Annotated in this window: 15 protein-coding genes and 2 tRNA genes; 5 read left to right on the top strand and 12 right to left on the bottom strand. The window is 70.1% G+C overall.

Going from position 1 to position 23,569, the window contains the following annotated elements; translation table 11 throughout:
- Positions 1 to 678, top strand: a 678-nt coding sequence (locus BMY97_RS43010) for an HU family DNA-binding protein (RefSeq protein ID WP_091629076.1), incomplete at its 5' end; no start/stop codon positions are given.
- A 2,303-nt stretch (positions 679 to 2,981) separates the two neighbouring features.
- Here BMY97_RS43010 and BMY97_RS43005 read toward each other — a convergent pair.
- The 3 genes from BMY97_RS43005 to BMY97_RS42995 all read right to left on the bottom strand — a co-directional run bounded on the left by BMY97_RS43005 (position 2,982) and on the right by BMY97_RS42995 (position 4,115).
- Positions 2,982 to 3,054, bottom strand: a tRNA-Glu gene (locus tag BMY97_RS43005).
- Between the two features lie 101 nt (positions 3,055 to 3,155).
- Positions 3,156 to 3,227 (bottom strand) — tRNA-Gln (locus BMY97_RS43000).
- 51 nt (positions 3,228 to 3,278) lie between these two features.
- The gene (locus BMY97_RS42995; protein WP_091629074.1) at positions 3,279 to 4,115 is read right to left on the bottom strand and encodes an HAD family hydrolase; all 837 of its coding nucleotides are present in this window, start codon (positions 4,113 to 4,115) and stop codon (positions 3,279 to 3,281) included.
- Positions 4,116 to 4,655: 540 nt separating this feature from the next.
- Here BMY97_RS42995 and BMY97_RS42990 point away from each other — a divergent pair.
- On the top strand, positions 4,656 to 5,894 hold the full coding sequence (locus BMY97_RS42990) for an FAD-dependent oxidoreductase (RefSeq protein WP_177231823.1): 1,239 nt from the start codon (positions 4,656 to 4,658) through the stop codon (positions 5,892 to 5,894).
- Between the two features lie 673 nt (positions 5,895 to 6,567).
- Here BMY97_RS42990 and BMY97_RS42985 read toward each other — a convergent pair.
- The 9 genes from BMY97_RS42985 to BMY97_RS42945 form a co-directional block, all read right to left on the bottom strand.
- A complete protein-coding gene (locus BMY97_RS42985; RefSeq protein ID WP_091629071.1) occupies positions 6,568 to 7,338 on the bottom strand; it encodes a fumarylacetoacetate hydrolase family protein in 771 nt (256 codons plus the stop codon).
- Between the two features lie 439 nt (positions 7,339 to 7,777).
- A complete protein-coding gene (cimA, locus tag BMY97_RS42980; RefSeq protein WP_091629070.1) occupies positions 7,778 to 9,400 on the bottom strand; it encodes a citramalate synthase in 1,623 nt (540 codons plus the stop codon).
- Between the two features lie 209 nt (positions 9,401 to 9,609).
- Positions 9,610 to 10,614, bottom strand: a complete 1,005-nt coding sequence (locus tag BMY97_RS42975; protein ID WP_091629068.1) for an ABC transporter substrate-binding protein — start codon at positions 10,612 to 10,614, stop codon at positions 9,610 to 9,612.
- The gene (locus BMY97_RS42970; RefSeq protein WP_091629066.1) at positions 10,607 to 11,395 is read right to left on the bottom strand and encodes an ABC transporter ATP-binding protein; all 789 of its coding nucleotides are present in this window, start codon (positions 11,393 to 11,395) and stop codon (positions 10,607 to 10,609) included. Before BMY97_RS42970 ends, BMY97_RS42975 begins: the two co-directional genes overlap by 8 nt.
- The gene (locus tag BMY97_RS42965) at positions 11,396 to 12,418 is read right to left on the bottom strand and encodes a FecCD family ABC transporter permease (RefSeq protein ID WP_091629087.1); all 1,023 of its coding nucleotides are present in this window, start codon (positions 12,416 to 12,418) and stop codon (positions 11,396 to 11,398) included.
- Positions 12,419 to 12,940: 522 nt separating this feature from the next.
- Positions 12,941 to 13,978 (bottom strand): 3-isopropylmalate dehydrogenase, encoded by a 1,038-nt coding sequence (locus BMY97_RS42960; RefSeq protein ID WP_091629065.1) that lies wholly within the window; start codon positions 13,976 to 13,978, stop codon positions 12,941 to 12,943.
- Positions 13,979 to 14,269: 291 nt separating this feature from the next.
- Positions 14,270 to 17,611, bottom strand: a complete 3,342-nt coding sequence (locus tag BMY97_RS42955; protein WP_091629063.1) for a S8 family peptidase — start codon at positions 17,609 to 17,611, stop codon at positions 14,270 to 14,272.
- Between the two features lie 265 nt (positions 17,612 to 17,876).
- A complete protein-coding gene (gene serA, locus BMY97_RS42950; protein WP_091629061.1) occupies positions 17,877 to 19,475 on the bottom strand; it encodes a phosphoglycerate dehydrogenase in 1,599 nt (532 codons plus the stop codon).
- Positions 19,476 to 19,600: 125 nt separating this feature from the next.
- Complete coding sequence (locus BMY97_RS42945) at positions 19,601 to 20,164, bottom strand: TetR/AcrR family transcriptional regulator (protein ID WP_091629085.1); 564 nt, start codon at positions 20,162 to 20,164, stop codon at positions 19,601 to 19,603.
- Positions 20,165 to 20,250: 86 nt separating this feature from the next.
- Here BMY97_RS42945 and BMY97_RS42940 point away from each other — a divergent pair, with 86 nt between their 5' ends.
- The 3 genes from BMY97_RS42940 (at position 20,251) to BMY97_RS42930 (ending at position 23,504) form a co-directional block, all read left to right on the top strand.
- Positions 20,251 to 21,159, top strand: a complete 909-nt coding sequence (locus BMY97_RS42940; protein ID WP_091629060.1) for a TIGR03620 family F420-dependent LLM class oxidoreductase — start codon at positions 20,251 to 20,253, stop codon at positions 21,157 to 21,159.
- A complete protein-coding gene (locus tag BMY97_RS42935) occupies positions 21,156 to 21,977 on the top strand; it encodes a TIGR03620 family F420-dependent LLM class oxidoreductase (protein ID WP_091629058.1) in 822 nt (273 codons plus the stop codon). The genes BMY97_RS42940 and BMY97_RS42935 overlap by 4 nt, the downstream gene beginning before the upstream one ends.
- Before the next feature lie 162 nt (positions 21,978 to 22,139).
- Positions 22,140 to 23,504, top strand: a complete 1,365-nt coding sequence (locus tag BMY97_RS42930; RefSeq protein WP_091629057.1) for an ankyrin repeat domain-containing protein — start codon at positions 22,140 to 22,142, stop codon at positions 23,502 to 23,504.
- Positions 23,505 to 23,569: the final 65 nt, after the last annotated feature.

Raw genomic sequence — 23,569 nt, 5'->3', positions numbered from 1 at the left:
CTGTCGGAGCGTCTGGGCGACAAAAAGGTTGCTTCGGAGGCCGTCGACGGTCTCGTCGACATCATCATCCGGACGGTCAACAAGGGCGAGAAGGTGAACATCACCGGGTTCGGTGTGTTCGAGAAGCGTGCCCGCGCCGCCCGCACCGCACGGAACCCGCGTACCGGTGAGACCGTCAAGGTGAAGAAGACCAACGTGCCCGCCTTCCGCGCCGGCACCACCTTCAAGGACGTCATCTCCGGCACCAAAAAACTGCCCAAGGCCACCGCCGTCAAACGCGCCACCGCCACCCCCGCCCGCGCCACCACCACCCGTGCGGCGGCAACCACGCGCACCACCGCCACCCGCGCGACGGCTTCGCGCCCGGCGACCACGCGCGCCACCACCACGCGGACCCGCGCCACCGCAGCAAAGCCCGCCGCGAAGGCCACGGCCACCAAGGCCCCCGCGACGAAGGCGAAGGCCACCAAGGCCACCGCCAAGCCCGCCGCGAAGGCAACCGCCGCCAAGGCCACCACCACCCGCGCCAAGGCCGCCGCCAAGCCGGCAACCAAGGCGACTGCGACGAAGACCGCCGCCAAGCCGGCCGCGAAGGCAACCGCCGCGAAGACCACCGCGGCCAAGAAGCCCGCCGCCAAGGCCCCGGCCAAGCGCACGTCCGCCGCGAAGAAGAAGTAACCCTCTCCACAGGCGAGGACTTTCACCAGGCAGGGCCCCACCCGCACCAGCGGCTGGGGCCCTGCCTGTTTCTCTTTCGCCTGTCTACCAGCCTGATCGGCTGCTCTGCTGAGCCTGTCGCCGTGTCGGTCTGGCTCCCTTGCCCCTCCTGGCCGGTTGCCTGTCTGGCTGGTTGCCTGTCTGGCTGGTTGCCTTGCCCTCCTGGCCGCCTACCTGCCCTACGCTTCCGGCTGATCGCCCGCTTGGCAGCCTGGCCCCTCTTGGCCGGTCGCCCGCCCGGCCGCCTTGACCTCCTGGCTGATCGCCTGCCCTGCCGCCTTGGCCTCCTGGCCGGTTGCCCGCCCCGCCGCCTTGCCCTCCTGACCGCCTGCCTGCCTTACCTTCTAGCTGATCGCCCGCTGTGCAGCCTGGCCCTCCTGGCCGCCCTACTTGCCATACTCTGCCTTGACCTCCTGGCTGATCGCCTGCCCTGCCGCCGTGGCCTCCTGGCCGGTTGCCCGCCTGGCCGCCTGGCCTGCCTTGCCGTCGTGCTCGCCGCCTTGCCCGCCCGGTTTCCTTGTCCACCTGCCTGTCTTGCCTGCCGCCTTGCAGGCCTGGCTGTCCTGCCTAGCCGCCTGACTTCCTTGCCATTCTTCTTGCCGCCTTATCCGCCCGGTTTCCTTGCCCGCCTTGCTGCTTTGCCCACATGCCTTGCCTGCCGCCTGGCTGCCTTGCCGTCGTGCTCGCCGCCCTGCCCGCCCGGTTCTCTTGCCTGACTGGCTGCTTTTGCCCGCCTGTCTTGCCTTCGTGCCTTGCATCCCCTGCCTGCTTACCGCGTTACCCGCCTGGCTACCTGATTGCCTCGTCGCCCGCCCAGTTGCCTGCCAGCTATCTGCCCCGCATATCCGGCTGCCTGGGTCCCCTGGCAACTTCCGGCTCCGCCCCTGCTGCCCACCGGTCGAAATGCCCTCTGCCGACTCTCCGTTTCGCTTGCTACCACCCGACGGCCGATCCAAAAGCGCCCCGAGCCAAGCCGACACGAAGGCAGCACCTCGCCCCACCAGTCGCATGTAGACGCGACAACCTCAACCCCGCCGACCGGACGCCCGCAGAACTCGCAGCACCCGCCAAACAAGCGACCGCGGCCTGCCTCGGACACACTCCAGAACAAGCCGCGGCTTCACAACAACTCCCGACTGCACCGATCCCAACCGCATGCCAACGACCCGAACGCCCACCACAACCCCATCGCCGCCCTGCCATCATCCGGCTCACGACCACATCGAATGACAACCGGACCGGCCTTCAGACCGCGCGTCCACCCACCCCTTGAGCGCCCAACGCAACGGCAAACCCACCACCCCGCCTACAGAACCACTTCGCCCACCGAACCCTCCACGCGCTGATTACCTAGGCCGAAACCCAACCCGAACTCACTCACCGATCGCAGCGAATTCGCCACTCCCGATGAGTCACGGTTCAAATGAAGTCACCCCGAGCCGCTCCGGCGGTGAACAAGATCAGCTCCGCCGCCCAGTAACCATCGCCCGACAGAACAGTTAGAACTGTCCGGCACCTCATGCCCACCGCCCCGGTGAACCACCAGGCCGACCATCCCCCGTAAGCAACGCATTGCCCCAGCGACCATCACCCCAACAGCCCGCCTAAGCCAACCCATCTCCGGCCACCGTCGCGAGCCGACCACCAGACCCGGCCCACCCGTCGGCAGGGCATGCGTCAATAACCATCACCCCGGACGATCCGGCCGTGCCTGGTCCGCCCCAGACTTCCGTCGCCAGCGGGCCACCAGACCAGCCCGCCCCTCCGCGGAGCATGCGCCAGCAGCTGACACCCCAACAATCCGCCTGGCCCACCTCAGGACCATCATCTCCGGCAAGCGATCCAGACCCGCCCACCCATGACGACCGTCACCGGCAAGCCATCCAGACCGGCCGATCGCCAAGGACCGACCCCTCGACGATCCGTACGCCAGCAACCCGGCGGCGGCAGCGGATTCCCGTCGTGAGGCGCTCGACCTGGCCCGGAATTCCGGCGACGCACTCTGCCCCGGCCCAAACGTCGCGGACCAGCATCTGGGCCATCGTCCGGTCAGCCACCCAAGGACTGTCACGACCGGACCAGCCCGGCACCGACCCAGTCCTGCCCGGCCCCCAGTCCGCAGCCGCCGACGGCTCACCGCATCCGCCAGCCCGTCCCAAGCCGATCACACAGCGCCCAGCCAGCCCACGAACACACTCGACGAACAGCAGGCCGAACGCAAAAAACCCCGGCTCAGCGATCAAGCTGAACCAGGGTTTGTGCTGTACCCCCGATGGGATTCGAACCCACGCTACCGGCGTGAGAGGCCGGCGTCCTAGGCCGCTAGACGACGGGGGCTTAGGAACTTTCCCCGGTTTCCGGGGCTTTTTTCTGTTTTCTTGCGAGAGAGAACTTACCAGAGCCGATTTCCCGCCCCGCAAGGGGGTCTCTCTCCGCAGCTGGGGTACCAGGACTCGAACCTAGACTAACTGGACCAGAACCAGTCGTGCTGCCAATTACACCATACCCCAGTGTGGCGCTTTCCCAGTTTGACCTGGTTCAGCACCGCACGAGGAGAAATACTAGAGCACCCGGTCCCGCAGCTGCGCAGCGGGGGTCCCCGCCGCACGCTGGGCCGGGACGCCGACCGTCACGTACTCGGAAACCAGCAGCTCAGGCAGCTCGGCGAGAGTGGTTACCGTGTGTACACCCACAGGCGCGCGCTCGCCGGTGCGACTGGTGTCGTCGCGGTCGAGCCAGACGGCGCCGAGGCCGGCGTCCTGCGCGCCGATTGCGTCGGTGTCGAGCTTGTCGCCGACGTGGACCGCCTGGGCAGGGTCGCAGCCGAGCGCCAGGCAGGCCGAGTGGAACATCAGCGGGTCCGGCTTGGCGACGCCGAGCTCCCCCGCGATGGCGACATGGTCGAAGAACGGCGCAAGCCCCAGGTCCGCGATCTTCCGCCGCTGGTGGGTTCCCGAGGCGTTCGTCACGGCAGCGAGCTGCAGACCGGCCGCGCGCAGCCATTCGAGGCACGGCAGGACATCGTCGAACAGCCGCCAGGACTGCGAAAGGATGTCGCGACGGCGTTCTTCGAACGAGGCCACCTGCGCGAAGTCCGCGAGAATGCCGAGCTCCGCGAGGAAGCACTCGGTACGGCGATGGTGCATCACTTCGTAGCCGAGCTGCCCGGCGACGACCATCGCGACGTGTTCCTCGGTGATCAAGTCCCACAACGGCCAAAGATCACCGCGCCCGGTGAGGACAGCCAGGGTGCGGCGAATCGCGGCGGTGCAGTCGATCAGGGTGTCGTCGATGTCGAGGCATACCAGCCGCAGCTGGGGAGGCACCCAGGGTTCGGGGCCGACGGGCGCCGGCGGGGCAGTGCGCGAAGGGGTCCCTGATGCCACGGCGAAATCCACCCCGTGAGGCTAGGACACTCGCCGCGTTCGCAACGCGGCCAAAAAGGTGACAGCGACTGGGCTATTTCGGCGCAACAGCTCTACTCCCGGTGGGCGGAAAGTGGCCGTCCGTTTATCCGATCACCTCGCCGTGCGGCCAGTCGAGTGAAAGCCGATACCCTGCCGTCCGGTCCCGAGATTGCCACTCGAAGAGCCACGAAACCCTTGCTGGCATTGAAAATTCCGCTTTACGCACTGCCCTCGATCAGCACTCCCGGACGCCGCGCCCCACGCCCGATGATCAGGACCCGCGATACGCCGAGACGGACTTGGTTACCCGGCTTCGTCGCTCACAGTGAAATGCGTCTCGTCGCCGGCGGAAATCCGGACGGATCAGGACGAGCCGCCGGTGGAAAAGCTCCGGCAATCAGTCACATAAGGACAGTTGTCGGCCGCGGTAGCCCGATCGGACCGTCCACGAGAGCCGGCCTTGACGAGCCACCACTGCCGGGTGCATGCTCCTCTTATTCAACGTATGATGAATAAGAGGAGCTGAGGGAGATGGACGAGCGCACAGGGTGCGTGGTCGTCGGCGGCGGGCCGGCCGGGATGGTCACCGGCCTGATCCTGGCGAGGGCCGGCGTCGAGGTGACGGTGCTGGAGAAGCACCCGGACTTCCTGCGTGACTTCCGCGGTGACACGGTGCACCCGTCCACGCTCACGCTGCTCGACGAGCTCGGCCTCGGCGAGAAGTTCGACGCGCTGCCGCACAGCGAAATGTCTTCAGCCGGCTTCCCGACTGAAGACGGCGGGATGATGAAGCTGGCCGACCTGTCCCTGCTGAAGGTGCCGCACCCCTATATCGCGATGGTCCCGCAGTGGGACTTCCTGAACCTGCTCGCCGACGCCGCGCAGAAGGAGCCGACGTTCACGCTGCGACTCGAGACGGAGATGACCGGGCTACTCCGCTCGGGCACCCGCGTCGACGGCGTGCGCTACCGGACGGCCGAGGGCGTCGAGGGCGAACTGCGCGCTGACCTGGTCATCGCCGCCGACGGGCGATGGTCGCTGGCCCGCCGGTCCGCCGGGCTGGAGCCGAAGGAGTACGACACGCCGTTCGACGCCTGGTGGTTCCGATTGTCTCGCCGCGACGACGAGGCCGGGGCCACGCTGATGCCGAAGATGCGCCACCGCCGCTTCGCTGTGCCGCTCCCCCGCACCGGTTACTACCAGATCGCTTACCTCGCGCCGAAAGGCGAGGACCTGCGCGCGGCGGGCATCGAGAACTTCCGGCACAACATCACCGAGATCTGCCCCGAATACGCCGACCGCGTCGACGAACTCGAGTCGATGGACGACGTGAAGTTCCTCAACGTCCGCCTCAACCGCCTGCACCGCTGGCACGCCGAGGGCCTCCTCTGCATCGGCGACGCGGCCCACGCGATGTCGCCGGTGGGTGGCGTGGGGATCAACCTCGCGGTGCAGGACGCGGTCGCCGCCGCGACCCTGCTGGCGGACGACCTCCTCCGTGGCCGTCCCACCGACTCGGCACTGAAGGCCGTCCGCGCCCGCCGCATTTTGCCGACGATCGCCGTCCAGACGCTCCAGCGGGTACTCCACCGTTTCGTGATGCGCCCGGTCATGGCCGGCCTCCGCGATGGGCCGCCGCAGCCGATGATCCAGATGTTTTCGCGCTTCCCGAAGCTCGCGTACCTCCCGGCGCTCCTGCTGGGCGTCGGCTTCCGACCCGAGCACGCGCCCGAGTTCGCGCGCCGGGCCCAGGAACCGGCCGACCGCTGACCCGGACCGAACACTGGCCGGGCCGGGGCCGGACCCACCAGGAACTCCCGGCCCCAACCGGATCGACCAGCCCTCGCCACCCAACGGCGACAATGGGATCGCCACGTCCAAGCCGACGGCCTGGCCACTCAGCGGCAACGGCGACCCGGCCATCTCCACAACTCACAGCCTGGCCACTCAGCGGCAACACCGGCCTGACCACCACAGCGCCCACGGCTTGACCGCAAAGCGGCAACGCCAGCCCGACCACCACAGCGCCCACAGCTTGGCCGCACAGCGGCAACGCCAGCCCGACCACCACGGCGCCCACGACCTGGCCACTCAGGGGCAACCGTCATCCGGCCACTTCGACGGCTCACAACCTGGCCGCTCGGAGGCAACCGCGCGCCAGCCATTTCGACTGTCACCGGCCTGGTCGCTCAGCGGCGACGGCCAGTGGCCGGACCAAGCGAGCCCCACAAACCAGGGCGCACCAGCGCTGCGCGAGTCCTCGAATCAGGTACGCGACCAACCAGAAATCGGCGACACCCGGTCCCGGCCGAGCCCTCACGAACCGACCATCACCCAACCCCAGCCCAAGCCCAAGCCGGCCCACGGACAGTCCCCAGTTCACCGACGGACACAGGACAGGCGCGGCCGCGGAGCATCCCCGAGACCGCGCCCGGACTGGGAGTCAGATGTTCTGGACCGGATTGATCAGCGTGCCGATGCCCTCGATCGTGATCGAGACCTGCTGGCCGTCGTCGATCGGGCCGACGCCCTCCGGGGTGCCGGTGAGGATGATGTCGCCGGGCAGGAGCGTCATCACCCCCGACACGAACTCCACCAGCTCGGGCACCTTGTGCACCAGGTCCGACGTGCGGCCGTCCTGCTTCAGCTCGCCGTCCACCTCACTGCGCAGCGCGAGGTCGGAGGGGTCGAGTGAAGTCTCGATCCACGGGCCGAGCGGGCAGAACGTGTCAAAGCCCTTCGCCCTGCCCCACTGGCCGTCGGACTTCTGGAGGTCACGCGCGCTGACGTCGTTGGCCACCGTGTAGCCGAGGATCGCGCTCGCCGCGCGCGCGGCGGACACGTTCTTGACCGGCTGGCCGATGACCACGGCCAGTTCGCCCTCGAAGTCGACGCGCCCGATGCCCGACGGCCGGCGGATCGGCACATTGGGACCGATGACGCTGGTGGACGGCTTGATGAACAGCATCGGCGCGGACGGCACCTCGTTGCCGAACTCCGCCGCGTGCTTGGCGTAGTTCCGGCCGACGGCGATCACCTTGGACGGCAGGATCGGCGCGAGCAGCCGGACGTCGGCGAGCGGCCACCGCTTGCCGGTGAAGTTCGGCTGGCCGAACGGGTGCTCGGCGATCTCCAGCACCTGGGCGTCGTCACCTTCACCCTCGACCGAAGCGAACGCGACACCACTGGGATGAGCAATACGAGCTAGACGCACCCGGCCAGTCTACGTACGCCCGCCGCCAGGCGCGCACCCCGCGCGTCGTGAGCGGTCCGTTCACGACACTCACCGCGCGAACGGGCCACTCGCGCCGGCGACGACCTCGGGAAACATTCCATTTTCGCGAGCGAGGGGACCGTTCGCGACTGGGCAGTGCGAAGGGTCCCCTCGTGACCTGCGCCACGGCGAAACGCACGGGCGGAGCCGGTCGAATCAAGACATCCGAGACACCTTTACAACGCGCCCGCCGTGCCACGGATCAATCGCCGATCACCTTGGTACAAGCGAAAAGAGACGAACCGCAATTGAGCGCGCGGAGGTCCGCGCACGAGCGCATCTCACGACGCGGGCCGACGACCCACCCGCGGCACGAGCGGCCCATTCGTGCCGGCAAGGTCGTGAACGGGCCGCTCGCGTCAGGAAAACCTTGCGCTGATCACGCCGAGGGGGCCAGGCTTTTGTGCACCAGCGCATCACACATCGCGAGCCAGCTGGCCTCCACGATGTTCCCGTGGACGCCCACCGTGGTCCATTCGTGCAAGCCATCAGTCGTTTCCAGCAGCACCCGCGTGACGGCGTCCGTGCCGGGATGGGAGGGAAGGATCCGAACCTTGTAGTCGGCGAGTTCGACAGTGTCCAGCCAGGACAGGTGCGGGCTGAGTGCCTGGCGCAGCGCGGCATCGAGCGCGTGCACCGGGCCGTTGCCCTCCGCCGTGGCGATCACGCGATGCCCGGACACGTGCACTTTGACGGTGGCCTCGGACACCACCTCACCGTCCGGGCGGTGGTCGAGCACCACGCGGTAGGACTCCAGTTCGAACGGCGGCGCGGCTGGCTCCTCGTCGGCTGCGCCCGCGACCTCGCGCCGCAGCAGGAGTTCGAGTGAGGCGTCGGCGGCTTCGAACGACCAGCCTTCGGATTCGAGGAGTTTGACCTTCCGCATCGCGTTCGTCAGCGCTTCGGGCCGGCCGGCAAGGTCGACCCCGAGCTCACGTCCCTTGAGCTCGAGGCTGGCCCTGCCGGCCATCTCGGTGACCAGTACCCGCATGCCGTTGCCGACTGAAGGCGGATCGATGTGGTTGTACAACAACGGATCCACCTTGATCGCGCTCGCGTGCAGCCCCGCCTTGTGGGCGAAGGCCGACGACCCGACGTAGGCCTGGTGGGTGTCGGGTGCGATGTTCGCGATTTCGGCAAGCGCATGGGAGACGCGGGTGAGCTCGGCGGCACCTCCGGTCGGGAGGACCTCCATTCCGAGCTTGGTCACGAGGTTTCCCGTCACGGCGAACAGGTCGGCGTTGCCGGCCCGCTCGCCGTAACCGTTCGCGGTGCACTGGACGTGCGTCGCGCCGGCCTGCACCGCGGCGACGGAGTTCGCCACGGCGCAGGAAGTGTCGTCCTGGCAATGGATCCCGAGGCGGAATCCGGTCTTCTCCTTGACCTCGCGGACAGTCTCGGCGAGGCCAAGCGGCAGCTGACCGCCGTTGGTGTCGCACAGCACGAGGACGTCGGCGCCTGCAGTCGCCGCGGCGTCGAGCACGCGCAGCGAGGTCTCCGGGGAGTGGGCGTATCCGTCGAAGAAGTGTTCTGCGTCAAGGAAGACGCGGCGGCCCTCGCCGGTCAGGAACCGGACGGTGTCGCTGACCATCGCGCAGGCTTCGTCGACATCCGCCCGCAGCGCGCGCTCGATGTGCCGGAGGTCCGCCTTGGCGACGAGCGTGATGACTGGGGCGGCGGAGTCCAGCAACGCCCTCACCTGCGGATCCCGGTCTGCCGTGGTGCCCGCCTTGCGCGTGGAGCCGAACGCGACAAGCGCCGCATGCTTCAGCTCCAGCTCGCCCTTGGCCGCGCGGGCGAAGAACTCCGTGTCCTTCGGCAGCGCGCCGGGCCAGCCACCCTCGATGAAGCCGACTCCCAGCTCGTCCAGCAGCCGGGCGACGGCCAGCTTGTCCGTGGCGGAGTACGTGATCCCCTCACGCTGGGCACCGTCGCGCAGGGTGGTGTCGTAGAGGTGGAAGGCGTCGCCGAGCGGGGTTTCGGCGGGCTCCGTGCGGGTCACGGTATCTCCTTGTGGCGGGGCAGAACCTGTTTCTGGCAACAAAAAAACCTCCCGCATGGGTGCGAGAGGTTGCGCGCCGGAAGCTCTTGTGGAGCGTCTATCCGGCGCGCTCGGCGATAATGGTCGAGATCGCGGTCATGGTCGCATCATGCCACAGGCCCCGCCCGGCGTCCAAGTACCGGGCGGAGCTTCCCATCCCGTGGGAGGGGTCAGCGAGAAAGCCCCGCGAGATAGGCGCCGAACGACTGCACGGCCGACGCGTTGCGCGGGCCCTCCACCAACGCCGCGTACGGCAAAGCGAAGAACCGGCCCTGCTTGACCGCCGGGATGTCGCGCAGACCGGGCCGCGAGCGGAGGAAATTCTCCTTGTCGGCGACCGTGCCGACCTCGCCGCCGTAGTCGTTGATCAGGATGACGTCGGGCGCGCGCTGGACCACGGCCTCCCAGCTCACCGTCGTCCAGCTGTCGTCGAGGTCGGCGAAGATGTTGGTGCCGCCGGCTTTGCCGATGATCTCGTCCGGGCCTGCGTTGCGCGCGGCGGTGAACGGCTGGTCGCGGCCGTCGTCGTAGAGGAAGACCTTCGGCCGTTGCCGCCCGGCGGCGACGGCGCCCTCGACCGCCGCGACCTGCGCGCTGTACTGCTTGACCAGCTGCTCGGCCCGGTCGCTCACGCCGAAGATCTTGCCGAGATTACGCAGATCGGTGTACAGCGCGTCGAGCGGAGGCATGATCCCGCGCTGTTTGCCGACGCCGTTGCGGCACGCCTCCGTGAGCTGATAGCTGGCGATGCCGAGCTGCCGCAGCGTGTCCGGGGTGAAGCCGGTGCCCTCGGAGAAGCCGTAGTTCCAACCGGCGAACACCAGGTCGGCGCCCGCGCCCTGCACCACCTCGCGGTTGATCTTCTCGGCGAGCTTGCGCACCTTCGCGAAGTCGCCTTTCCACGGCGACGAGGCGATGCCGCCGGATTGCCCCTGGTCGACCACGTAACCGGCCATCCGGTCGTCGAGGCCGAGGGCGAACATCAGCTCAGTGATGCCGATGTCGTTGGTGACCACCCGAGACGGCGGACGCCGGACGGTCAGCGGCGCGCCGCAGTTCGTGACCGTGACGGGATAACCCGCGGGAACGGCGCCACTGTCCCCTTCGGACACATGGGCACCACAGCCCGTCACCCCCAGCGCGGCCACCAGGACCATCGCGATCGTCTTACGCATGACTGTCCTCCTGGGATTCGAGCCGGTCGAACAACAGCTGCGGCCGGCCGGACGCCGGGTGCGGCACCACGTGCGCGCGCACGCCGAACACGTCAGCCAGCAGCTCAGGCGTGAGGACGTCCGCGGGAGTCCCGCTCGCGACGAGCCGGCCGCCGTCGAGCACGTGCACGGTGTCGCACACCGCGGCGGCGAGGTTGAGGTCATGCAGGGCGGCGAGCACCGTCAGCCCGCTTCGCCGCACCAAGGCGAGGACCTCGAGCTGGTGGCGGATGTCCAGGTGGTTCGTGGGCTCGTCCAGCACGAGGATCTTGGGCTGTTGGGCGAGCGCCCGCGCGATGAGGACCCGTTGCCGTTCGCCGCCCGACAGCGTGAGCACGCCGCGTCCGGCCAGGTCCGCCAACCCGACCTGCCGCAACGCCGCCGCGCAGATGCCCAGGTCGGCGGCGGTCGCCCGATCGAGCAGGCCGTGATGCGGCAGCCGGCCCATCGCCACGACTTCGGCGACGGTGAAGTCGAATTCCGTGTGCGATTCCTGCGCGACGGCTGCGATCGCGCGCGCCCGCTCGCGCGGGGCGAGGGTGTCGAGCGGGCGCCCGTCGAGCAGCACGGCGCCGGCCGCGGGCTTCAGCACGTGGTAGACGGCGCGCAGCGTGGTGGACTTGCCACTGCCGTTCGGCCCGAGCAGGCCGACGAAACGGCCGGCCGGCGCGTCGAGCGTCACGTCCTCGACCAGTGCGCGGCCGGCGGCGTTCACCGTCACGCCGTGGAGCGAGAGGTCCATTCACGCAGCCCAGAACACGTAGGCCCGGCGCCGCATCAGCACCAGGAACGCGGGCACGCCGACGGCCGCCGTCAGCACCCCGATCGGCAACTCCTCGGGCGCGGCGAGCACCCGCGCGGCCACGTCCACCCAGACGAGGAACACCGCGCCCGCGAGTGGCGCGACGGCCAGCACCCGCCGATGGTCGGCGCCGACGGCGAGGCGTACCAGGTGCGGCAGGATCAACCCGACGAACCCGATCGCGCCGCTGACCGCCACCAGCACTCCGGTCATGGCCGAACAAACGACGAACAGCAGCACGCGCAGCCGGGGCACGCTCACGCCGAGCGTCGTCGCCGCTTCGTCGCCCATGGCCAGCGCGTTCAGCCGGCCCGACAGCGCGAACAGCAGCAGCGCCCCGGCCACCACGACGATCGCCGCCACCGGCAGCGACGCCCAATTCGCCCCGGCGAGGCTGCCCAGCAGCCAGAAAAGGGCCGAGCGCGCGGCTTCACCGTTCGGCGCCTGGAAGACGAGAACCGTGGTGACAGCGAAGAACCCGTACGACATCGCGGTGCCGGTCAGCACCAGGCGCAGCGGGGTGAGGCCTTCGCGCGTCCTCGCGACGAGGTAAACGATCACGGTCGCGCCGAGCGCGGCCAGGAACGCGCCGACGGACAGAGCGTAGATACCCATCGACGCGAAGACACCGAACAGCGCCACCGCCGTCGCCCCCACCGACGCCCCGGAGGAGATGCCGAGGACGAACGGCTCCGCGAGCGCGTTGCGAACCATGGCCTGAATCGCGACGCCCACCGTCGCCAGCCCCGCACCGACGACGACCGCGAGCAGCACCCGCGGCAACCGAATGTCCCAGATGATCCGGTACTGGCCGACGTCACCCGGGCCGATGGTGCCACCGACGAGACCGGCCCGGAGAAAGGCCCACGTGTGAGTGACCGGCACGGCGACCGTCCCGATCCCGACGGCCACCACGACGGACGCCAGGAGGGCCCCGAGGAGGCCCAGAAGGATCGGCGTTATCCGGCGACGGGCGGGCTCGGGATCGGCGACGCCGGTGGCAGCGGAGGTGCCGGTGGGAGCGGAGGTGCTGGTGGCTGTGTCGATGGGAACGACTGCGGAGCCAAGGACACGACTACGCGGAGAATCGTCGCCGGGAGGAGGCGAGACCGGAGGGGCCGATCGGGCGTCGGGTGGGAAGTCATCGGGAGGCACCGGCGGGACCCAATCTGTTCCGGGGTCCGCGCGACGAAGACAACAACCACCCAGGCGGCGGGCACCTCGGCCGGCCGCGGTGGGAAAGGGTGTCGTCTCCCGTAGACCACGACGGGAGGGGACGGGTGGGGCGAACCATCGCCGGCGTCGGGCTCGTCCGCGGTCCGGAGTGGACCGTGGGCCTACCGTTGCGGGTCAGCGCCGGATTTCGACCGGTCTTCCGCGGCGGGGGTTCTTGTCACAACGACTAGCTGAGCTACCACCGCGCTGCCCGGCACACTTGTGTACCGGGCAGCAGCGGCTTCACGACAGGACTGCAAACGGCGAAGCTCAGCCCGTGCGCACGTTCGACGAAACCAGCGCCGCCAGGCGGTCGCCGATCGCTTGGGTGGCGCCGGGCGAGGCCTGGTCGCGGGTGGCCAGGTCGAAGGCGACCGACGCTTCGATCCGGCGCGCCGCCTCCTTCTGGCCGAGGTGGTCGAGCAGGAGCGAGACCGACAGCACGGCGGCCGTCGGGTCCGCGAGGCCCTGACCCGCGATGTCCGGGGCACTGCCGTGCACCGGCTCGAACATGCTCGGGTTGCGGCGGGTGATGTCCAGGTTGCCGCTGGCCGCGAGGCCGATGCCGCCGGTCACCGCGGCCGCCAGGTCCGTGAGGATGTCGCCGAACAGGTTGTCGGTGACGATCACGTCGAACCGCGACGGGTCCGTGACCATGTGGATGGTCGCCGCGTCCACATGGGAGTAGGCCACCGTCACGTCCGGGTGCTCCAGCGAAACCTCTTCGACGATCCGCGACCACAGCGAACCGGCGTGCTCCAGCACGTTGGTCTTGTGCACCAGCGTGAGGTGCTTGCGCGGCCGGTCCTCGGCGCGGTTGAACGCGTCGGCCACCACGCGCCGCACACCGTAGGCCGTGTTGATGCTGACCTCGGTGGCGATCTCGTGCTCGGTGTCCTTGCGCAGCAGGCCGCCGGTGCCCGCGTACGGGCCTTCGGTCCCTTCGCGCACCATGATCATGTCGACCTCGCCGGCGTCGGCCAGCGGGCCGCGCACCCCGGGGTAGAGCCGCGCCGGGCGCAGGTTCACGTGGTGGTCGAGCTCGAAGCGCAGCCGCAGCAGCAGCCCGCGCTCCAGGATCCCGCTCGGCACCGACGGGTCGCCGACCGCGCCCAGCAGGATCGCGTCGTGCTGACGCAACTCGCCCAGCACCGACTCCGGGAGCAGCTCCCCGGTCGAGTGCCACCGCGCAGCGCCGAGGTCGTAGTTCGTGATCTCCGCCGCTGGTGCTACTTCACCGAGCACCTTGAGCGCCTCGGAGACCACCTCGGGCCCGATCCCGTCACCTGGGATCACCGCGAGCCGCATCCACACACCTCCGTAGACCAGGCCACCGAACGCTCCGATGGCCCATCCGCAAGAAAACGCCAGCAGCGGAAGGTTACCGGCCGTAGACAAGACGCCGTAGCCGCACCACCCTTATGCCGCATCCTCCCGCAGGGTGAGACACCTGAACGGGTTAACGACAAGGGGGCCTCCCGAGCCGTCAAGGCCCGGAAAGCCCCCTTGTCCCGCTGATCGGCGACGGTGACCGTTCCGTCGATCGTTACCCGATCGGAGGATCACCACGCCTTGTCAGGCCGGGCGGCGCCGAAGGTGCTACGCCCTCGGCACGCCCGTCTCGATCCGCACGACGGACGCGCGCGAGCCCGCCGCGTTGTGGTGCTCGATCGCCAGCAGGCCCTTCGCCTTGTCCTCGGCGACGGCCGCCGCGTTGCGGTTCACCACGAGCGCGGTGCCCGGCTTCGCGACGTAGCCCAACGCCGCGTCGCCACCGCCCTGGACCGAGTACGCCGGCGCGAGGGCGTCGAACGAAATCGGCGTGCCGACGTAGTCGATCAGCCCGTTCGTGGTGCCCGGCGCGACGTAGTAGCCGCTGGTGCCCACGGTGTAGCTGATCCGGTGCGACGCCTCGTTCGGGTCGATGCCCAGCGCGGCGATGCTGACCGGCAGCACCATCACGTTCGAATCGAAGACGTTCGTGTCGACGTCGCCGAGCTGGCCGTTGATCGCCTGCAGGTCGACGCTCGGGAACCCGGGCTTCGTGAGCGAGACGGTGTTCACCAGCAGGACGTCGGTGGCCGTCGCCTTGGTGACGAAGGTCTCGAAGTCCGGCTTCCCGTCGCCGGTGGTGTCGATGTCGACAAACGGCACGGTGTTGCTGCCCAGGTTCGCCCAGTCGCTCCAGGTGGTGAGGCCGAACGCGAGCACGGCGTTCTCCGGGTCGCCCTGCGCCTTGGCGAGCGGGGCGGTCGAGGCCGCGCCGACGTAACGCAGGTCGCCGCCCTTCGCGGTGCGGTTGAGCGTGCAGTCGGACGTCACGCCCGCCTCGCACTCCGGCAGCTGCGGCGACTCCGCCTGCAGTTCCAGGACGCTGATCAGCGAGCGGTACCGCTGGGCGCCGCTGCCCTGGTCCACGCCCTTGCCGCCGAGGTTCAGCACGGCCTGGTCCTGCCCCGCGCCGAACCGCACGCCCGCGGGCGTCGTGATGGCCGAGACCGGCTTCGGCGCCGCGTAGACGGCCACGCGCAACGGCACCGTCGCCCCGTTCTTCGGGGTGAAGGCGACGCGGCCCGAGGCGTCGGCGACGAACTGGCGGGCGAGCCCGGCCTGCGTGGCCTGCATGGTCGGGTCCATCACCTTGAGCAGCTTCTTGGCGTCGGTGACCTTGAACGTCACCTTCACCGTCGCGACGCCGCGCGGGCTCAGCTTCACCGAGCTCTTGTCCACTGTGTACTCGACGCCGGGCAGGCTGTTGACCGCCTCGTACGCCACCGAGTACTCGGCCGGCGTGACGCCCTTGTTGACGACCTTGACCGTCTTGGTCAGCGTGACCGGGCCGCCCGCCTCGACGGTGCCGAAGTTGACGCTCACCGCGCCCGGGTCGTCCTGGACGTACGCGAGCACCTGGTTGTCCAGCGCGGCCAGCGTGTCAATCCGGCCCGCGCCGACGCGCTGCGGCGCATAGGTGTGACCGGCCCCGTCGGTCAGGTCGTGCCCGGCGGTGTCGATCACCGCGGCCTTGACCTCCTCGACCGACCAGTCCGGGTGCGCCTGGCGGATCAGCGCCGTGATGCCAGAGGTGTGCGGCGCGGCCATGGACGTCCCGGACAGGACGGCCCGGCCGTTGCCGCTGCCGCGGAACGCCGACGTGATCGTGTCACCGGGAGCCGAGACGTCCGGCTTGAGCGCCGGCCCGCGGCCGCCGCGCGAGGTGAACGAGCTGGGACTGTCCACGATGGACTGGTCGTAGGTCTGCAGCGTCGACCGCCCGGCGCCGAAGAACCGCACGGTCAGCGTGCCCGCGGCCAGTGCGGGCCGCTGCGCCGCGGTGGCCTTGCCGGTGAGCTGGAACATCGGCACGGCCGCGTTGCCGGCGAGCCCGGCGGCGAAGTGCTCCAGCGTCGACGTCACCAGGGTCGCCTTCGCCCCGGCCGCCTGCGCGTTGTTGGCGCGCGCGGCGGAACCGCAGGCGCGGCTGGAGTCGTTGTCGTCCCATTCGAGCCAGACGGCCTTGCCCGCGGCCTTGGCCTTGTCCTCAGCCGAGTACGGGAGGCAGCCGGCGTTGTTCGCCGCGGAGAGGGCGACGACGGGGACGGTCAGGTCCAGCGTGTCGTAACCGGCGTAGTCCTGGCTGTACTGGCCCGGCTGCTGGCCCTTGGTCGGCGCGGTGACCTCGACCGCGTCACGCAGCTCGCCCGCGTCGCGGCTGCTGGCCACGGTCAGCGCCTCGGGGGTGGCGCCCGGCGAGCCCGCGACGTCGTTGAGGTCGCCGCCGTTGCCCGCCGCGAACACCGGGAGCACGTTGTTCTGCGCGAGCTTGCGGACGAACAGCGAGTCCGGGTCGTCCGGCGCGCCGAAGTCGCTGCCCAGCGACAGGTTGACGACGTCGAGGTGGTCGGTGAAGTCGCCGTCGCCGTCCGGGTCGAGGGCCCAGTCGAGGGCCTGCGAGGTGACGTTCGTGGAACCCTTGCAGCCGAACACCTTGATCGCGTACAGCAGGGCCTTGGGCGCGGTGCCCGGGCCGATCTTCAGCGCTTCGAGCTTCTTCTTGTCCAGCTTCTTGTAGTCGCCGGTGAAGGTGCTTCCGTCCGCGTTCACGCCGAATCCGGCGACGGTGCCGGCCACGTGCGTGCCGTGCTCACCGCAAGCCAGCGGGTTGGGGTCCGGCTTCGGGGTCGGGGAGCCGGTCTCGCCGTTGGAGTCGTAGTCGTCGCCCACGAGGTCGGTGCCGCCGACCACCTTGGCGCTCGGAAACAGCGGCGACGCCTTGGTCGGGTCCACGGACTTGTACGCCTCGGGCGTGCCGGGGCCGCCGAAGTCGGCGTGGGTGTAGTCGATGCCGTCGTCGATCACGCCGACGCGGATGTTGTCGCCGTACTTCCCGGTCTGCTGCCAGGAAGCGAGCGTGTTCGTCAGCTGCTCGGCGCTGGCGTTCGTACGCGACTTCGGCACGACAGTGCGCACGGAGACGACGTCGGCGCGCTTCGCGAGTTCACGGATCTTCGCCGCGTCCGCCGTGACGACAGCGCCCGCGACGGCGTTCGAAGTCTGCGTGACGAGCTTCGCGGCCGAGTCCGAGGCCTTGAGCTGTCCGAGCACGGAGGTGACCGCGGCGGCGGTGTCGGCCTTCGCGGCGCGCGCGGCCTGCTTGGCCTTCTCCTTGCCGGTGCCCTTGCTCTGCTCAGCGGTGAAGGCGTCGACGGCCGGCTTCTTGGCCAGCTCCACGAACGCCGTGATCTTGCCCTGCGCGGCGCTCAGCCGCGGCGAGAGCTTGCCCTGCAATCCGGAGGCGTCGACCTTCGCGGGCGCGACCGGCTCCGCGAGCGGCGCCCCCTGCGCCGACGCGACCGGGACGCCGGCGACAGCGGCCGCGAGCACCACGGCGGACACCACGGCCGTCGACCGGGCCGTCCAGCCAGGTAAGCGGGATCTACTCATGAATACCCAACCCCTTAACCCGAGACCCGGATCGTGAACCTGCCGGCCGCTCCCCCATCGCCCCCGACCGGTGAGCGCCCGGCGCCGCACCGTGCCCTCACGGCGCGTGGTTCGGCCTCGCGGCACAGAACCTATCCGCCCGAAAGACCTACTTTCGTGCCGAATTGCCTCTGTTATGCGAATGTTGCCGCTCTGCCCGGACCGGGCAAAATGAAGGCCCCTTTCCCGCGGAGTGCGGAAAAGGGGCCTTCGACGTGCTTGGGTGCTAGCTGAAGTCGACCGCGCGGATCGTGTGCGCGCCCACGGCGGCACCGATCGGCTGGAGCACGTTGTTGTCCACGTGCCGGTCGACGCGCAGCAGCATCACGGCGTCGGAGCCGTCGGTGGTCTGGCTGATCTGCGCGGCCTCGATGTTGATGCCGGCCTCGCCGAGCAGCGTGCCGACGCGGCCCATGATGCCGGGCCGGTCGGGGTACTCGAGCAGCAGCACGTGGCCCTCGGCGCGCAGGTCGAAGTGGCGCCCGTTGACCTCGACGATCTTCTCGGCCTCGTCCTTGCCGGTGACCGAGCCCGACACCGTCAGGGTCGCGCCGTCGGCGTGCACCGCGCGGACGGTGACCAGGCTGCGGAACTTGGGGCTCTCGGTCTCGGTGACCAGGTCGACCTGGACGCCCAGCTCCTCGGCCAGCCGCGGCGCGTTGACGAAGGTGACCTGGTCCTCGACCACGCCGGCGAACACCCCGCGCAGCGCGGCGAGCTGCAGCACGGAGGTGTCCTCGCTGCCCAGCTCGCCCTTGACCACGACGGTCACCGAGGTCGGCGCCTTCGGGCTCAGCGCCGTGAGCACGGTGCACAGCTTCTGCGTCAGCGACAGGTACGGACGCACGTGCTCGCCGACGGCGCCGCCACCGGAGACGTTCACCGCGTCCGGCACGAAGTCGCCGCGCAGCGCGAGCAGCACGGAGCGGGCGACGTCGGTGCCCGCGCGGTCCTGCGCCTCGGCGGTGGACGCGCCCAGGTGCGGCGTGACCACGACGTTCGGCAGCTCGAACAGCGGGCTGGACGTGGTCGGCTCGGTGACGAACACGTCGATGCCCGCGCCGCCGACGTGGCCGCTGCGGATCGCGTCGGCCAGCGCCTCCTCGACGATCAGGCCGCCGCGCGCGGCGTTGACGATGATGACGCCGGGCTTGGTCTTCTTGAGCGCCTCGGCGTCGATCAGGCCCTTGGTCTCCGGCGTCTTCGGCAGGTGGATGGAGATGGCGTCGGCGCGCTCCAGCAGCTCGTCGAGGGTGACGAGCTCGATGCCGAGCTGCGCGGCGCGCGCGGCCGAGACGTACGGGTCGTACGCGATGAGCTTGGTGTCGAAGGCGGCGAGGCGCTGGGAGAACAGCTGGCCGATCTTGCCCAGGCCGACGACGCCGACGGTCTTGCCCTGCAGCTCGATGCCGGAGAACGAGCTGCGCTTCCACTCGCCCGCGCGCAGGCTCTGGTCGGCGGCCGGCACGCGCCGGGCGACCGAGAGCAGCAGCGCGACCGCGTGCTCGGCGGCGGAGACGATGTTCGACGTCGGCGCGTTGACCACCAGCACGCCGCGCTCGGTGGCGGCGGGGACCTCGACGTTGTCCAGGCCCACGCCCGCGCGGGCGACGACCTTCAGCTGCGTGGTGTGGCCGAGCACCTCGGCGTCGACCTTCGTGGCGGATCGGACCAGGAGCGCGTCGGCGCTCTTCACCGCCTCGAACAGCGCGGGACGGTCCGTGCCGTCCACATGCCGGACCTCTACCTCGTCACCGAACACACTCAGCACGGAAGGCGCGAGCTTTTCCGCGATGAGGACGACGGGTTTGCTGGGCTTGGTCACGATGCAGCTCCCACTATCTGGTCACATTCCAGGACGCTTGGGTCGACAAACGGTGTCAGCACGTCGTTGTGCCCCGGTCAGGGCGGAGTTTAACCCGCTGGAGGCCCCCCTGGCTTCTCACGGTGTTAACTCGGCCGCAATCCCTCGAAAACAAGAGCCAGGAGGCGTTGCATGCCCTCGCCCCCCGGCAGGTGCGCGCCCGCCCAGGATGCCGCGTGCACCAACAAAAGCAGCTCGTTCGACGTGACGTCGGCGCGGAGTTCTCCGGCCTGCTTCGCGCGTTCCACCAGGTGGGAACCAGCTTCCCGCATCGCGTGACAGGACGCGTACAACCGCGACGACTCGTCGTTGAGCGCGTCGGCCGTCAGCTCCACCAGTCCCCGGAAGGTGCCGGTGGCGTCGCCGAGGCCCACGAGCCAGTCCTGCAGGGCGTTCAGCGGCTCTTCGTGGGTGAGCAGCACGCGCGCACGCTCGGCCTGGCCGTCGAAGCGGGCCCGCAGGAGCGTCTCGAGCAGCGCTTCCCTGGTCGGGAAGTGCCGGTAGAGCGTGCCGATGCCGACGCCGGCGCGGCGGGCGATGTCCTCCAGGGACGCGTCGACGCCGTGCTCGGTGAACGCGCGCTGCGCCTCCCCGAGGAGACGTTCGTAGTTGCGGCGGGCGTCCGCGCGCATCGGTTTCACTTCGGTCATCGCCTGGCCCATGCTACTCGGTAGACATTCGGAGGCTGCCTCCGTATGTTAACCGGAGGCAGCCTCGGATTACTGGAGGGAACGAGATGACCCTGCTCGAAGACACCCGGGCCCGGCTCGGCGCGATCGGCGCGTGGCTGCCGAGCGCGCCACTGGCCCCACCGCCGGACATCGAACGCGCGGCCACCCGGCGGCTCGCCGCACTCGGCTACCGCTCGGCCTGGAGCGGCGAAGGACCCGGCACACGCGAGGTGTTCGCGCACTTCGGCGACCTGCTCGCCTCGGTGCCGGACGTCGTGCTCGGCACCGGCATCGCCAACCTCTGGTCGCGGCCGGGGCGGACCGCCGAAAAGGGCGGGGCGACGCTCGCCCGGGCGTACCCCGGCCGGTTCGTGCTCGGCATCGGTGCCGGGCACGAGTTCCAGGCCGCGAAGTTCGGCGAGCCGTACCGGCCGTTGGAACGGATGCGGGACTATCTGTCCGAAATGGACGCAAGCGCGACGGAGAACCCTTCCCCCGTGGCGTTTCCCCGGGTGCTGGCCGCGGTCGGGCCCAAGATGCTGGCGCTGGCCCGCGACCACGCCGACGGCGCGCACCCGTTCGCCCAGCCGTTCAGGCACACACCGTACGCCCGGGAAATCCTCGGACCGGACAAGCTGCTGATCCCGCAGCAGACGGTGCTGCTCGGCAGCCGCGAAGAAGCCAGAGCCAGCGTCCGCCGCAGTGTGGCGCTTTCGCGCGAGCACAACGTCAAGGCGTATATCGCGGGCTGGAAACGGCTTGGCTTCACCGACGCCGACATCAACGGCCCCAGCGACCGCTTCGTCGACGACTACCTCGTCTGGGGCGACGCGAGGACGATCGCGAAACGGCTGGGCGAGCTCCTCGACGCCGGCGCGGACCACGTGCTCGTCACCCCGTCCGCCGGCCCGTTCGAATCCATTGTGGACGCTCTGGCCGAGCTGGCCCCGACCCTGGCCGAGGTGACGCGATGAGCGTGGGAATCTGGCAGTTCTTCGACGGCGCCAGTGCCGGCGCCCTGCGCGAGACCGCCGCCGAGGTGGAAGAACTGGGCTTCGACGCGCTCTGGTTCGGCGAATACGGCGGGCGTGACGCGTTCACGCAAGCGGCGCTGATCCTGGCGGCCACGTCGAAGCTGACCGTGGCGACCGGGATCGCGCGGTTCGACCGGCGGGCGCCGATCACGGCGGAAGCCGCGACGCGGGCGCTCGGCGAGGCGTACCCCGGCCGGTTCGTCGTCGGGCTGGGCGGGCACTTCCCGGGCCGGCGGCCGCTCGCCGCGATGCGCGAATACCTGGCCGGCATGGATCAGGCCGACCTGCCCGGACTGCCGCCGCCCGCACCGCGGCCGCGCCGGGTGATCGCGGCCCTCGGCCCGAAGGCGCTGGACCTCGCGGCCGAGCAGGCCGACGGGGCCCACCCGTACTTCGTCCCGCCGGAGCACACGGCGCTGGCCCGGGAACGGCTCGGCAAGAGCGCGTACCTCGCTGTCGAGCAGGCGGTGGTCCTGGACGGCGACGCCGAGGCTGCGCGTGAAGTGGCCCGGGAGCACGTCGGCACGTACGTGAAGCTCGCCCCGCACCACCGGTCGAACCTCCGCCGGCTCGGCTTCACCGAAGACGACCTGTCCGGCGGCGACAGGCTCGTCGATGCACTAGTCGCCTTCCGCGGCGAACAGCAGGTCGCCGACCGGATCCGGGCCCACCTCGAAGCGGGTGCCGACCACGTCTGCGTCCAGGTGCTGGCCCGGAAGCCGCGGTCCTATCGAGACCTCGCCGCCGTGCTCATCTGAGCGGCGAGCGCGGGCCCCGAGGTAAGGTGGCGGGACGCGGTGAGGGCCGCGTCCCGTCCGCGGAAAGGGCCGAGCCCACCCCCGTTGCACCGCACCACCAGTTCCGCACCTTCTTTCCTGCCCGGTGCCAGCGGACCACGGGCGACGAGGGAAGGAGGCACCATGGGCACGCTGCCCGCGAATCCCAGCCTGGAGCAGTTGCGTAAACGCGCGAAGGAACTCGCGCGCGCCGAAGCCGTGAAGCTGTCCGAAGCGCAGTTCCGCATCGCGCGTGAGCACGGTTTCCCGAGCTGGCCGAAGCTGCAGGCGTACGTTCGCCGCGTCGCCGAAAACGGACCAAACCTGCAGCACGCCTACCACTCCGACATCGGCTACTACGCCGGCCGCGCGCTCGGGCTGCTCGCGTCCGCCGAGGACGGCACGCCCGGCGCGCGGGTGGCGTTCGAACGTCATAGGCAGGCCCTCACTCGCGACGGCGCCCGGGTGGTCGTCGCGCGAGAGCACGGTTTCGGCTCGTGGCGGGCGTTACGCGAGCACGTCGCGTCGTTGCCGGAAAGCGGCGAGCCCTTCGCCCGCGCGTACCGGCTGGTCGAGGCGCGCGACATCGACGGGTTGGCGGCGATGCTCGACGCGTTCCCCCAGCTGGTCCACGCCCGCGGCACCAACCTCAACGACCTGCTCGGCATGGCCGGCGCCACCTGCGACGAACGGCTCACCCGCGTGCTCCTCGACCGCGGCGCCGACCCGTCACGCGCGAATGCCCACGGCTGGACGCCGCTGCACCAGGCCGCGTACAGCAAGTTGCCGCTGCTCGCCGACATGCTGCTCGACGCCGGCGCGCCACTGGACGTTTCCGCGCGTGGCGACGGCGGGACTCCCCTGATCGTCGCGCTGTTCTGGGGAAACCGTGTGGTGGCCGAAAAACTGGCTGCGCGCGAACGGTCCCCTCGCAACCTCCGGGTCGCCGCCGGCCTCGGCGATCTCACGCTGCTGGACGAGCTCCTCCGTCCGAACGGGACACTCGCGCCGGGCGCGGGCGCGCACCGTGAGTTCTACCGCCCGCACAGCGGGTTCCCGTTCTGGCGGCCCACGGACGACCCGGCCGAGATCCGCGACGAAGCCCTCAGCTGGGCCGCGCGCAACAACCGCGTGGAGGCGATCCGGCTGCTCGCCGCCCGCGGCGCGGACCTGGACGCCGACGTCTACCGCGGCACCGCGCTGACGTGGGCCGTCGCCCGTGGCCGGCACGCCGCCGTGCGGACGCTGCTCGAACTGGGCGCCGACGTAAACCGGGTGGGCACGTTCGGCGGTCCGGAGCACGGCGTGGGCATCACGGCGCTGCACCTCGCCGCGCAGCACGGCCGGCTGGACGTCATCACCACCCTCACCGAGGCCGGCGCCGACCTCACCGCCCGCGACGGCCGGTGGAACAGCACCCCCGAAGGCTGGGCCGAGGCCTGTGACCAGCCGGAAGCCCGTGCTCTGCTGCAACAGCTGGCCGACCCGGAGCACGCGCCCGAGCCGTAGCCGCCCAGCGGCGAGGCCCTGACCGGCGTGGGCCGCCGGTAGACAAACGGAGTCGATAGTCCGTA

Origin of the sequence: Amycolatopsis saalfeldensis (genome assembly GCF_900110575.1) — a bacterium.
GTDB lineage: Bacteria > Actinomycetota > Actinomycetes > Mycobacteriales > Pseudonocardiaceae > Amycolatopsis > Amycolatopsis saalfeldensis.
This window is presented reverse-complemented; position numbering and strand designations above follow the sequence as displayed.

Excerpts from the sequence above, each read along its gene's own strand:
- BMY97_RS42990 (WP_177231823.1), top strand. The coding sequence starts at position 4,656 with ATGGACGAGCGCACAGGGTGCGTGGTCGTCGGCGGCGGGCCGGCCGGG.
- BMY97_RS42975 (WP_091629068.1), bottom strand. The coding sequence starts at position 10,614 with ATGCGTAAGACGATCGCGATGGTCCTGGTGGCCGCGCTGGGGGTGACG.
- BMY97_RS42970 (WP_091629066.1), bottom strand. The coding sequence starts at position 11,395 with ATGGACCTCTCGCTCCACGGCGTGACGGTGAACGCCGCCGGCCGCGCA.
- BMY97_RS42960 (WP_091629065.1), bottom strand. The coding sequence starts at position 13,978 with ATGCGGCTCGCGGTGATCCCAGGTGACGGGATCGGGCCCGAGGTGGTC.
- BMY97_RS42955 (WP_091629063.1), bottom strand. The coding sequence starts at position 17,611 with ATGAGTAGATCCCGCTTACCTGGCTGGACGGCCCGGTCGACGGCCGTG.
- BMY97_RS42945 (WP_091629085.1), bottom strand. The coding sequence starts at position 20,164 with ATGACCGAAGTGAAACCGATGCGCGCGGACGCCCGCCGCAACTACGAA.
- BMY97_RS42940 (WP_091629060.1), top strand. The coding sequence starts at position 20,251 with ATGACCCTGCTCGAAGACACCCGGGCCCGGCTCGGCGCGATCGGCGCG.
- BMY97_RS42935 (WP_091629058.1), top strand. The coding sequence starts at position 21,156 with ATGAGCGTGGGAATCTGGCAGTTCTTCGACGGCGCCAGTGCCGGCGCC.
- BMY97_RS42930 (WP_091629057.1), top strand. The coding sequence starts at position 22,140 with ATGGGCACGCTGCCCGCGAATCCCAGCCTGGAGCAGTTGCGTAAACGC.